This is a genomic window from Maribacter stanieri, assembly GCF_900112245.1.
Lineage (GTDB): Bacteria > Bacteroidota > Bacteroidia > Flavobacteriales > Flavobacteriaceae > Maribacter > Maribacter stanieri.
Genome location: NZ_FOYX01000002.1, coordinates 762,908 through 776,852, shown reverse-complemented (window position 1 = coordinate 776,852; position 13,945 = coordinate 762,908). Strand labels below are relative to the sequence as shown.

Sequence of the window (13,945 nt, the reverse complement as noted above, 5' to 3'; positions counted from 1 at the left end):
CGTTTCAATTACTAGTTATCAGTTTATAATTTTCTATTTTTGATGAACCTAATACAATTTTCTTTTGGATAATCTATACAGACAGCAATCGCTCATTTTCAAATATATACTCTATGTTGTGGCCGTTGCTTTTATTGTGTTTTTTTTGCCCAAAGGAGGTAAATTCAAATATGAGTTTCAAAAAGGGAAGCCTTGGCAATTTGAAAACCTATATGCCCCTTTTGATTTTTCTATTCAAAAGACCGATGCTGAAATAGCTAAAGAGAAACAGGTAATTGAAAGTAATCAATTACCTTACTATAGATATGATGGAGCTGAGGTAGAAAATGTGGAGCAAGCATTTGAACAGAAGTTTGAAGATAAATGGAGTAATTCTACACTTAAGGATAATCAAAAAAAACGTTTAAAATATTTCTCGAAAGTAATACTGGATTCCGTCTATTCAAAAGGAATTTTACAGAATAACGGTAAGCAGGTTCAGCGTAATTTCATTTTTCTTGTAAAGGATAACGAAGCAAGCAAAGTTAGAGTAACAGATTTTTTTAGGGTCAGTGAAATTAATGATCTTGTAGGTAGAATACTATCTGAAAATAATTTATCCATTTTCGAGAAAGAAACGCAAGCACTGTTTTTTGATATTATAACACCAAATGTAAGTTTTGATAATAATCTTACTCAAAAAGCAAGAAACGAAGCTTTATCTAAACTTTCTTATACCAGGGGAACAGTTGATCAAGGGCGATTGATCATTGCTAAAGGTGAAGTAGTAGAGGCAGAAAATTTAAAGATATTAGAGTCTTTAAAATCTGAATATGAGTCAGAACTTTGGACGGCAAACAATTACTATTATATCTTAATTGGATATACTGTTTTAGTGGCATTAGTACTTATTATGCTATTCTTGTTTCTGAAAAAATATAGAAGAACAGTTTACGAGAATAATGTCAAAGTAACCTTTATATTCTTCAATATTCTTTTAATGGTCTTTATAACCACAATGGTTATAAAGTATAACGACCAATTGGTATTTGTAGTTCCGCTTTGTATCCTTCCTTTAATATTAAAAACATTTTTTGATGCTAGGCTGGGACTGTTTGTACATGTGCTAACTATTTTGATACTAGGCTTTGTGGTGCCTAATAGTTTTGAATATATATTCCTCCAAATTATAACAGGTATCGTTACCATACTTACCGTGTCAGAGCTTTATAAGAGAGCTAATTTGTTTGTTAGTGTTGGGCAGATTACATTAATCTACATCATAGGTTATTTGGCATTTCATACCATTCATGAGGGAGATTTAAGTGATATTGAATGGTATACTTTAGGGTTGTTTCTGTTAAATGGAATGATAACTCTTTTTGTGCAGCCATTAATCTATATTTATGAAAAGCTTTTTGGACTTGTTTCTGATGTTTCTCTGTTAGAATTGTCCGATACCAATTCTAAGCTTTTAAAAGAATTGTCTAATAAGGCTCCAGGTACATTTCATCATTCCTTACAGGTTGCCAATTTAGCAGAGGCAGCAGCTAACGAAATTGGAGCGAATGCTATGCTGGTAAGGGTAGGGGCTTTGTATCATGATATTGGTAAAATGAACGAACCTACCTATTTCACGGAAAATCAGGTTACAAATGTTAATCCGCATGATGAATTGAGCCCTAAGGATAGTGCCCGTATCATTATTGATCATGTTATAAAAGGTATTGAAATAGCTAGAAAGAATAATTTACCAGATAGAATTATCGATTTCATACGTTCTCATCATGGTACAACTTTGGTGTTTTACTTCTATAAAAAGCAAAAGGAATTGGAAGAAGATGTGAACGAAGAAGATTTTAGGTACCCAGGACCTTTGCCATTCTCTAGAGAAACGGCCATTTTAATGATGGCAGATTCTGTTGAGGCGGCGTCAAAAAGTTTAAAGAATCCTACTTTTTTAATTATCGATGAGTTTGTTGATAAGATAATTTCAGGTCAAATGAAGGCAAATCAGTTTTTGAATGCAGATATTACGTTCAAAGAAATTGAAACAATCAAGAAAATCTTCAAACAAAAGCTAAGAAATATCTATCATTTACGTGTGGAATATCCTGAGTAACAAGGGGGTAATTTTATATTAAAAAAAAACTTCAAAAATAGTTGCGTAGAACCAGTTATACTTATACATTTGCAACCGCTATTTAGAGCAACAGTTCATTGAAGAATTACTGGAGAGGTGCCTGAGTGGCCGAAAGGAGCGGTTTGCTAAATCGTCGTAGGTGGAAACATTTACCCAGGGTTCGAATCCCTGTCTCTCCGCAACAATACGTTGAGAGACATATTTTTTGATAACCAATTCGGGGTGTAGCGTAGCCCGGTTATCGCGCCGCGTTTGGGACGCGGAGGTCGCAGGTTCGAATCCTGCCACCCCGACAAAAAGCCACTGAGAAATCAGTGGCTTTTTTTGTTTATATACATTAGGGTAGAGAAAATTTAAAAGTGGTGTTTTCATCTAAATTTGTTATACCCCTGTAATCCTTGATTTTTGTTGAATAACAAGCAATATTTAACTTAAATTTTGCTATTTTGATTATCAAATAATTTTTGATGTACAAGTGGTTAGGTAACCTCCTTGCAATAAAAATAGTAATTGGATTAAAATGAATAAAAGGATACTTCTAATTGTCCTATGTTGCTTAAACGGTATACTTTCTCAAGGTCAGTTTAATAACTTCAAATTTGAAAATTTAGATACTGTAGATGGTTTGTCCAGTAGCACATGTCTTACAATTTTTGAAGATTCTGAAGGGTTTTTATGGTTTGGAACTATTGATGGGCTCAATAAATACAACGGCTATGAGTTTGAGATCTATAAATCAATTTTAAATGATCCAAGCTCCCTCAGTAATAATAGAATAAATGCCATAGTAGAGGGTACAGATGGTAATTTATGGATTGGAACTAATAACGGTCTCAACTATTACAACAAGAAAACAAATAGTTTTTTACGAGTTGATTTATATAAGCAACTATCACTATCTAACAATCCACGCAAATTTATAAATGCACTACTTTTTGATAAAGAAAATAACGCTTTATGGGTAGCCACTAATAATGGAGTTATTAAAATTATTCTTGAAGATTTTACTACAGATGTATCTGATTTAAAATTCTACTATTACCTAAATGATGATTCTAATTTAAATTCATTAGATAATAATATTGTTAATGTAATACTCAAAGATCAGAACGGTGTTATTTGGATTGGGACTAACGGTGAATACTTAAATAAATATAATAGAGAGCGAGATAATTTTGACCGTATTTTAATAGAAAGTGAAAATAACTACGAGCTAAATCATATACATAAGAATGTTTTTGTTGATGCGGACAACGATTTTTGGATAGGTAATAATCTATCCAATATCATTTATTGGGATAGAACAAATAACATCTTTACACACAAATCATTTACATCAGAAAAAGATGTGGCTATTAGAGATATGCATTTAGATGTAGATGGTAATATATGGGCTTCTACAGATGGTTATGGTATATTTATTTTAGATAAAAATGAAGAAAAAGTTGTTCGTAATCTAGTCAACAATATTTCAGATTCTTTTTCTTTACCTAACAACAAGCCATCTAAGATTTATGAAGATAGCAATGGTATATTTTGGATAGGGAGCTATGATAAGGGAGTTAGTAAATTAGATCCTTCGCAATATGCCTTTGGACATTATTATTATCAACCAGGAAACCCAGACGGACTTAATGAAAAAATTGTACAGTCTGTTTTAGAAGATTCAAAAGAGCGAATTTGGATAAGTGCTTATAATGGTGGATTAAACCTCTTTAATAAAGAGAATAATACATTTCAGCATTTTCCTCACAAACCAAATAATACCAATAGTATAAGTTCAGACAGAATACTTTACACTTTTGAGTCTAATGATGGTCAAATTTGGGTCTGTACGCTAGATGGTGGGATAAATAGTTTTAATCCAGATACGTATAATGTAAAAAGGTTTTTGCATAATGAAGCGGACGTAAATTCAATTGGTCAAAACTCTGTGTGGTCTGGTGTAGAAGATAAGGATGATAGAATATGGTTAGGGCTTAGAACAGAGGGGTTAAGTCTATTTGATCCTAAAAGTGAAAAGTTTCACAACTTCAAAAATGTTGCGGGAAAAGAAAATGGACTAGCCAGTAATTTTGTTTTCTTTTTGTTTGTTGATTCAAGAAACAGGTTGTTGATCGGTACATCTTTAGGTTTAAATTATATAGATCTTAATCAGTTAGAAAATAGAATTCCAGAGACCCTTACTTTTAAGGAAATTAAAAAACCGGGTATAGAAGATAATCTTATAAATCATATATCAGAAGACGAAATAGGAAATATTTGGATAGGAGCAGATACAGGAATATATAAACTTGATGCTGATTTTAATGTGTTGAAATCTTATTCTTCGAAAGAAGGGTTACCCAACAACCTAGTGGTGGGTATTCAAGAAGATGACAATCATAATTTTTGGGTATCGACAAAAAGTGGATTGTCACTGTTAAACCCAGAAACAGACCAAATAAAAAATTTTAATATTCACGATGGTCTACAAGGTCCTGAATATCAAAGTAAATCTATAGATAAAACTAAGGATGGTAGAATCTTAATAGGAGGGATAAATGGGTTCAATATTTTTCATCCGGATGATATAACGCTAAGAACTTCAATAACATTACGCCCCACTATAACCCAGTTTACTTTAAATAACAAGCCTATTGTAGTTGGTGATACGGTAAATGATAGGGTATTATTAAATGATAGGATTGCTGACTTAGAAAATCTAAAATTAAATTATGATGAGAACTATGTAGCATTCGATTTTTTAGCACTTCATTTTGAGAATCCTGAAAGAGTACAGTATTCTTATAAATTAAAGGGTTTGGACAATGACTTTGAAACAATAGGGGCTAAAAGAGAAGTAAGTTATTCTAACCTAAGTTCTGGTAAATATGTGTTTGAAGTAAAAGCATCTTTAGATGGTGATTGGGATAAAGCAGAGGCCGCAACTGTAAACTTTGAAGTTCTGTCCCCTCCATGGAAAACATGGTGGGCATATTTAATTTATACTTTGTTAGGCTTATTAGGTTCATACTTGGTTTTACGGTATTACACCCAAAAAGTTCAAGAAGCCCAAGAGCACGAATTAGATCAAATGAAGCTTCAATTCTTTGTCAATGTTTCTCATGAGTTTAGAACACCGCTTACGTTGATCATGAATCCTGTAGATAAAATATTGTCTAGCTACACATATAATCCAGAAGAAGTAAAATCTTCTGCTATTTCTATACAGCGTAGTGCCCGTAGGTTGTTGCATTTAGTAAATCAATTATTGGACTATAGAAAGATGGATGTAGGCATGGCACCGCTTCAATTGGAAAAAGGTGATATCGTCAAATTCAGTGAAGATATTTTTTCACTATTCGTAAGTCTAGCAACAAAGAAGGAAATAGATTATAGGTTTGAATCAGAATCTGAGGATATTGTTTTCTTGTTTGATTTTGATAAAGTTGAAAAAATAATCACCAACTTAATTTCTAATGCTTTAAAATTCACAAATGCAGGTGGAGAGATTACGGTTTCCATTAAAAAAATAGTACAGAAAAAAAGCTCGTCTAAATTGTTCTTTCTTAAGAAAGAAATGATTGGGGATTTTGTGGAGATTACAGTAACAGATTCTGGTGTTGGGCTAGATAAAGAACAGCTTAAGAATATTTTTTCTCGATTTTATCATATCGATATTACTAAATCTGGAACCGGAATAGGGCTAAATTTTACACAAGCCTTAGTTGAAAAACATGGTGGCGAAATTTTTGTGGAAAGTGAATATGGTTTAGGTAGCAAGTTTGTTGTAAGACTACCATTAGATAATAAGTCCGCAGCTGTAGAAGTAGAAAGTATAAAAAATGAATTCTTAATTAATTCAATGAAATCTGTTGAATATGAAATGTACATTGCAGATGATGAGAATTTAGTTTTACCTAATCCAAATAGCGATAGTGAAATAGAAAAGCCTACTATATTATTGGTAGAGGATAACAAAGAATTACGACAGCATTTAAAAAATGATTTGCAAGATAAGTATAAGGTGCTTCAGGCAAAAAATGGAGAAGAAGGGCTTGAAATGGTTAAGAAACGTTATCCAGATTTGGTAATAAGTGATGTGATGATGCCGAAAATGGACGGATTTGAAATGTGCAGATTATTAAAGACTGAATTTGAAACCTGTCATATTCCCATAATACTGCTAACTGCAAGAAGTCTTGAAATTGATAGAGTAAGTGGTTATGATAATGGTGCAGATGCATATTTGTCAAAACCATTTGTTACTAGTGTTTTAAAATCGAGAATTAGAAATCTAATTGAAGCAAAGAAAAGACTAAGAAAACGCTTCTCAGAAATTGGAGGTATTTTCCCATCTAGTGAGGTAACCACCAACAATTTGGATGAGGTGTTTTTGGATAAAGCTACCAAGGTGGTTTTAGACAATGTAGATGATGAAGATTTTAAGCAAGATGATATTTTAAAGGAATTGGGTATAGGTCGATCTCAATTCTACCGAAAGATTAATACGTTGACAGGAAATAATCCTAGTCATTTTATAAGAACGATTAGGTTAAGATATGCAGCTGAATTATTAGAGAAGAGCTCTTATTCTATTAAGGAAGTTACCCATATGTGCGGATTTAATTCAACAGCATACTTTAGTAAAACTTTTAGAGAGTTGTTTAACGTTACACCTACAGAATATATGGAAGGTAATAAAAGCGATATAATTGAGGATGATAAATAATATTCATCATTTATAAATGAATAATGAATTGTTTGAATATTAAAAAAGGCAGCTATACGTAACGTATAACTGCCTTTAAACTAACTCAACACAATTATCTTAGTAACCAGGATTCTGGTTTATATTATTGTTTAAACCTATTTGAGAAGTAGGTATTGGAAATAAATAGTCATCTCTAGAGAAGTTACGGGTAGATGATGGTTGAACGATTAAAGCTCTTCTTTCACCAACACCAGTTGTAGTAACTCCTTCTCCAAATCCATACCCACCAGGGGTATATAAGTCTGGGTTGTCTTCATAAACGGTACCTTCTATTACAGCACCATAAATGGTTTCGCCAAGCTCTTCTTCTGCGATTCCCCATCTTTTTAAGTCATTAAACCTGGTAGCACCTTCTGCATAAAGCTCAATAGTACGCTCTCTTCTAATTTCAGTTTCTATATCCATATTATTGGCTGCTAAGAAAGAATTAGAGATTGCAGGTAAGCCCGCTCTGGCTTTCACCAAGTTGATAGACTCATTCATTTGAGCATCGGTAAGACTACCGTTTAACTCATATAGAGCTTCAGCATACATTAAGTAAACTTCTGCCAAACGTATAAAAGGCATATCATAAGCTTCCGTTTTTGTTGCTCTGTATGCTTCGTCTGTACCCCATTTCCAACTCATGAATTTTGAATTGAAATAGCCAAAATTATTGGTACCGTTTAATTTTACATCACCGTTTTGAGGTATTTCACCAAGATTTTTATGGTAGGTAAAATAAGCAGTCATTCTATAATCTCTGTTTTGAAACTCATCAGGAGTATTTTCATAACCTTGAAATAATGGAGACTGATCTATAGGTAAACCATCTGTACTTAAGAATAGGTCCATCATTTTTCTACTAGGCTTAACTCTACCTTCATAAACATGACTTAATAAGTCACCAGCTTGTCTAAATGTAAAATCGTATTTATTATAAAAAATAAATTCTTTGTTGGTTGCCTTGTCTAAACCTGCTGGGTTAGAGCCGCCGTCTTCTAAGTTGAATAAGAAATTAGAACTCAAGTTATCTAAAACATCATTGTAGTTCCATAGTTCAAAACCACCTTGGTCCATTATTGTTTTAGTAAGTGTTACAACTTCTTGTAAATAAGGATTTATTTTGGAAGCATCAAAGCCTGCACTACCGGCACCAACAGCAACACCATCGCCATCTGTAGTTGTACCTACATATTTCATCCAAGTAGCCTCATGTAATAAAACATCTGCTTTAAATGCCATGGCAGCCCATTTACTAATTTTACCTTTATCTTCTGATGAAATCTCTTGCTCTGTAGGTAATCCTGCAATTGCTTCGTCCAAATCGGCTAAAATTTGTGCAACAACTTCATATCTGCTGTTACGAGGAGCATCTAGTTCTTCTGCACCAACGTCTAATGATCTTGTAACCAAAGTAACACCGCCAAAACGTTGTACTAGATTAAAATATTGGTACGCTCTATGAAATTTAGTAGCTGCAACATAAGCTACAATACTTTCGTCACCTTCATAAACTTCTGCACGTTCAAGTAAAAGATTCATGTCTCTAATAGCAGCATAAGGATTCGAATAATAACCATCGGATTCTGGAGCTCGAGTATCGCCTCTACTATATTCTTGCATACCACTATCTTCGGTATACCCAACTAAATCAGACCCATGATCGGCGTATATGCCTTGATCAAACCTCCAAGTCATTAAATTGGTGTAAAATCTGTTAGAGCCCGTTAAAAAATGTTCGGCTTCGGTGTAATATACCTGATCTGTAATAGACGCAGGCGGATCCAAATCTATAAACTCGTCTTCACATGATGTAAAGAAGACCATTAAGCATGGTATTATTATATATATTATTTTTTTCATCTGTTTATTATTTTATGATGTGTTAACTACTTCTCAATTATATTAAAGCGAAACTTTTAAACCTAATGCCCAAGTACGCATAAATGGGTAGGCACTATTGTTAGAACTCGCTTGAAATTCAGGATCATAACCATCTTTTACACTGGTTAATTCAAACAAATCATTTCCTGAAAAATAGATTCTAATATTATCAATTGGTGTCTTTCCTATTTGTAAATCTTTAAAGTTATACCCTATGATAAGAGACTTTAATCTCATATATCTATTATTCTGTAAAATATGATCTTTACTTCTATAGTTCCATGCAGATAGACCACGTTGCGTAGTTAATCTAGGGAATTCTGCATTTCTGTTATCTTCTGTCCAAGTTCTACCTAACCATGTGTTAGATTGATTTTGCCATTCTGCTTGAAAAGGTTGAGCGAAGTATCCTGTTCTATAAATATTGTGTTCTAATGCACCTTGAAAGAATGCGCTTAGGTCAAAATTTTTATATTTTACATCAAAATTAAAACCGTACACATAATGTTGTGCTGCATCGCCACTATACGTTAAATCTTCGTTGTCTAGTGTGCCATCTCCGTTAGAATCTACCACTTTCATATCACCAGGGCGTAAAGCATCGTTAGAGCTTTGAGAAGGTAAAATTCCACCTTCGTTTAAGCTGGCGTAATATGCATCGACTTCAGCTTGTGAATCAAAATAGCCATCGGTTTCCCACAAAAAGAAAGAGTTAATTGGTCTCCCTAGAATATTTTCTCCGTCTTCAGCAGCGTTTAAATTCTCAAAAATAGTTTGAGCACCATCATATTCAGTGATTTCGTTTCTAGAATCACTCATGTTCGCACTTACTGAAAAATCAACTTCACCAATTTTACCTTGGTAACCTAGCATTGCTTCCCATCCATTTGTTTCTAAAGTACCAATATTGGTAAATGGAGTTGCCGTACCTAAAAGATCTGTCTCGATACCTCTTACTAACATGCCAACATTATCTTTTTGATAAAGGTCAAAAGAACCAAATATTTTACTCTTCAATAATCTAAAATCAACACCTACTTCTTTGGTTACAATTCTTTCCCAAGTAGTGTTGCTACTAAACAAGCTACTTGCTCTAGACGTTGCTTGTTGTCCTGCATTTGTTTGTCCAAATACAGTGGTTCCAAAACCAACAGTAGATAAATAACCAAAATCTCCAATACCAGAAGTACTACCTAATTCACCGTAACCACCTCTTAATTTCAAAAATGAAATAAGGTTGCTTTCATTAAGGAATTCTTCGGCACTAATAACCCAACCACCGGAAACACTACCGTAGTTAGACCATTTAGAACCCTCTGCAAATCTTGATGAACCATCTCGTCTTCCTTGTACTTCTAGTAGGTATTTGCTTTTATAATCATAATTTAATCTACCTATATAACCAAAGAATCCCCACGATGTACCACCGCCAGAAGTGGTCACCAATTGATCTGTAGCTCCTAAATTGATATCATAAACACCATAATCAACAAAGCCGTTTCTTCTAATGTTATATTCGTTCACATCATTTTTCTCAGCCTCTATAGCTAAAAGTCCAGATAAGTTGTGATCACCAAATTGATTAGAATAATTTAAAGCCCCTTTGTAATTTTTGTACGTAATGTTTCCATCATTTTTGTCAGGGCCCGTGCCTTCTTGAATGAAGTTGGTGTTGTTTATGTTGTTAGAGAAACTTCCTCCCCAACTATAAAGTGGAACCGAAACAGCATAAGTTTGGTATTCACTATTTTGTCTGCTAATTGCGTAAGAACCGGTAAAATCTAAATGATCTGTAAACTGGTATTTAGCAAGAGCGGATATTTTAAACTGCTCAACAGTTTTGTTCTCACGACCGCCGTCTATTACTTGAGCAACACCATTTCTGTCACCTGTAATTAGGTCACCTCCAAAGTTTGCATAATATTGACCGTCTGCATTGTAAGTAGGAAATAAAGGAGCATCATATGTTGCAGCTTCTCTTCCTAAGCCTCCAGAAGGTCCAGAAAAATCATTGTTAAAATAAGTTACATTGGTATTTATGCTAAGTCTGTCACTTATATCTGCACCATAGTTCATTGAGAAGTTATACCTGTCAGAACTATCATCTGCAACTTTTAGACCACCAACATTGTTATCATACCCTGCAGAAATACGAAAGTTGCTACTTTCTGTACCTCCAGATATACTTATGTTATGCTGGCTAGAATAAGAATTACCGAACATTTCATCGAATCTAGGCGCATTACCTAACCAGATATTACCATTTATTGGTAAATCATAATACCCTTCTTCACCAGATGCAATTCTATCTACAGTTTCAAGATCGTTCCAAAAGAAATATCTTGGTGGCTTTCCAGAAGCAATATCTTCACGAGCTGCAGCAGCATATAATTGTCCGTATTGCGACATTGTAGGTGTTGGTGGTCGAATACCTATTGTACCAACTCTAGAAATGGTGCTAATGTCAATTTTAATTTTTCCTTTACCTTTTTTAGTGGTTACTAAAATTACACCACCAGCGGCACGTGATCCGTATACAGATGCAGAACCACCTTTTAATACACTAATACTTTCAATATCATTAGGGTTCATATCATTGAATGAAGAAGAATTGATTGAAGGAATACCGTCAATAACAATTAGTGGCTCAATTCCGTTTATAGAAGAAGCTCCTCTAATTAAAAAGTTGACACCCTCGTCTCCGGGTCTTGATGAGGTACGAGTAACTACCAAACCAGGTGTTCTACCTTGAAGTGCCAATGCCGGACTACCAACTGCTAGATCTTCAAAGGCTTCTGCCTTTACTTGTTCTATGGAACCTGTTAAGGTTTCCTTTTTGGCGGTACCATAACCTACAACAACTACTTCGTCTAATGCCGTTGTGTCTGGCGCTAGCGCTACATTGATTTCACTTTTTGAGCCAACAGCGATTTCTTGTTTTATAAATCCTAAATAGGATATTACAAGAATTGCATCAGATGAAGGAACGGTTATAGAGTAATTACCGTCAAAATCTGTAACTGTACCTGTAGTTGTTCCTTTTACTACAACGGCAACCCCAGGAAGTCCCATGCCGTCATCACTACTTACAATATTACCTGTTACCGTAAGTTGCTGTTCTTCGTTTAATAAGTGTACGTCGCTAGTTAAAGTTGAACTGGCTGAAATCGCGAATGCTTGATTCGTACATAAAACTACAAACCCAACCAATAAAGGTATCATGGTTTGTAGTTTCCATTTAGAAAGTTTGATTAGTTTAATCATAAGATTGTTAATTTAATTAGTTAATTAATGTCGTTTCATCAGTTTCCCGATACAGTAATTATCATATTGATATTTGTTAAGCCAATGTTAATTATAATTGAAGCAAAGGATTATAAATTATTACTCAATGGATATAAATTATATTCCTTTTTGCTTAAACAAGGGGTAAATCCGCTTTTTATGGCTTTATAAATTAGTTGATACGTATTTTTTTAACAGTTTTTTTGTTGGTATTAAATAATAGGTCACAATCTAAAGTTTTCGAAAAACTAACTATACCTATTAGATAGATAGATATTCCGATTTATTAACATTTCTATTTAAAATATTGATTTACAGTGTGTTGAGTGTATTATTGTATAATGAACCACTTCAATTGATATAAATGATAGCGTAGATGTGTTTTTAATTAAAGAAGATTTCCGACCAATTAATTTCATGTAAAAGCTGTTTTTTTTATTTGTAGGTTACAAATCAATTTTTTTATCTGAAATAGGTGGAATATCGCATAATAACCAATTTCAGCTTGAATAATAAGTTGTTTTGAACGGTATTTTATAGTGTTTGAATGATAGTTTATCTCCTTCAAAAGACATTCTTAATAAACTTGTTTAACAGTAATTCATCATCAATTTCATCAGTAAAATTTTCCTTTTCAGAATCATTTTTACTGAATTAAACATTTACAAACTATGGCATCAATTTGCCTAATTATTAAGAAAAATATGAATCGATTATTCCTATTACTTTTCGCAGTAGCATTAACCAATTGTACCGACCATAAAGAGGACAATTCAGTTGATATTGAAAAGATATTATCGCAAAACGTAGAAAAAACAAAAGAGACTTTAAAGGAATTGACACCAGATCAAGGGTTTGCAAGAAATATTCCTAATGGGCAAACTAATTGGGAATTGGTAGGTGTAAAAGATTGGTGTAGTGGTTTTTGGCCTGGAGTAATTTGGTATGCCTATGAAGCATCAGGAGATGAACAACTAAGATTACAAGCAGAAAAATTTACGGAACCATTAAAAACAATAGCATATAGTGCTGCAGAAAACCATGATATTGGTTTCATGTTATATACCAGTTATGGTAATGGCTATAGGTTAACTAAAAATGAAGAGTATAAAAATGTGCTATTGGCAGCTGCAGATACTTTAGCTACCCTTTATAACCCTAATGTAGGATCTATATTATCATGGCCGTCACAAACACAGTTTAGACATAATACTATTATAGATAATATGATGAACCTAGAACTTTTGTTTTGGGCAGCAAAAAATGGAGGTAAGCAAGATTTGTATAATGTAGCGGAAAGCCATGCTTTGGTGACCATGAAAAATCTAGTTAGAAAAGATAGTGCTATATACCATGTAGGCTCTTTTGATGAAACCACGGGAGATTTTCTAAAAGGGCAAACGCACCAAGGGTATGCAGATGAATCTATGTGGGCGAGAGGTCAAGCTTGGGGAATTTATGGATTTAGTGTTGCCTATAGAGAAACCTACAGAAAAGAGTTTTTAGATACCGCTATAAAAGTTTCTGAGCATTATTTAAATAGACTGCCAGAAGATGGTATTCCATATTGGGATTTTGATGATGTAGATATCCCTAATGTTCCAAAAGATGCTTCTGCAGCTGCCATAGCCGCTTGTGGATTATTAGAATTGTCAAAGTTTGTAAAAAACGAAGAACAATCTAAAAAATATGTATCGGCTGCTAGAAGAATGATAAACTTGTTATCTGAAGCACCATTTTATAGTGGAGATACCAATCAGGCTCTTTTATTACATTCAACAGGGCATTTACCACATAAATCTGAAATTGATGTACCAATCATATATGCAGACTATTATTATATGGAAGCATTATTAAGGTTACAGAAAATGGATGAAGACAATTCAACTGAACTAGCTAAATCTTAAAATCTGCTC

Annotated in this window: 5 protein-coding genes and 2 tRNA genes; 5 read left to right on the top strand and 2 right to left on the bottom strand. The window is 33.6% G+C overall.

Going from position 1 to position 13,945, the window contains the following annotated elements; all coding sequences use genetic code 11:
* Nucleotides 1-64 precede the first annotated feature (64 nt).
* From BM296_RS13815 to BM296_RS13800, 4 genes are all read left to right on the top strand, one after another.
* Nucleotides 65-2,101: an HD family phosphohydrolase gene (locus BM296_RS13815; protein WP_091903727.1), complete on the top strand. Its 2,037-nt coding sequence runs from the start codon at nucleotides 65-67 to the stop codon at nucleotides 2,099-2,101.
* A 111-nt stretch (nucleotides 2,102-2,212) separates the two neighbouring features.
* Nucleotides 2,213-2,301: transfer RNA gene (locus BM296_RS13810), tRNA-Ser, on the top strand.
* Between the two features lie 39 nt (nucleotides 2,302-2,340).
* Nucleotides 2,341-2,415, top strand: a tRNA-Pro gene (locus tag BM296_RS13805).
* A 227-nt stretch (nucleotides 2,416-2,642) separates the two neighbouring features.
* Nucleotides 2,643-6,836 (top strand): hybrid sensor histidine kinase/response regulator transcription factor, encoded by a 4,194-nt coding sequence (locus BM296_RS13800; RefSeq protein ID WP_091903725.1) that lies wholly within the window; start codon nucleotides 2,643-2,645, stop codon nucleotides 6,834-6,836.
* Between the two features lie 99 nt (nucleotides 6,837-6,935).
* Here the strand turns inward: BM296_RS13800 and BM296_RS13795 are convergent, their stop codons facing one another.
* Nucleotides 6,936-8,723: a RagB/SusD family nutrient uptake outer membrane protein gene (locus tag BM296_RS13795; RefSeq protein ID WP_091903724.1), complete on the bottom strand. Its 1,788-nt coding sequence runs from the start codon at nucleotides 8,721-8,723 to the stop codon at nucleotides 6,936-6,938.
* Between the two features lie 42 nt (nucleotides 8,724-8,765).
* Nucleotides 8,766-12,008: a SusC/RagA family TonB-linked outer membrane protein gene (locus tag BM296_RS13790; protein WP_091903722.1), complete on the bottom strand. Its 3,243-nt coding sequence runs from the start codon at nucleotides 12,006-12,008 to the stop codon at nucleotides 8,766-8,768.
* 692 nt (nucleotides 12,009-12,700) lie between these two features.
* Between BM296_RS13790 and BM296_RS13785 the strand changes: the two genes are divergently transcribed.
* Entirely contained in the window at nucleotides 12,701-13,936 is a 1,236-nt protein-coding gene (locus tag BM296_RS13785; RefSeq protein WP_245787023.1) for a glycoside hydrolase family 88 protein, read from the top strand.
* Nucleotides 13,937-13,945 lie beyond the last annotated feature (9 nt).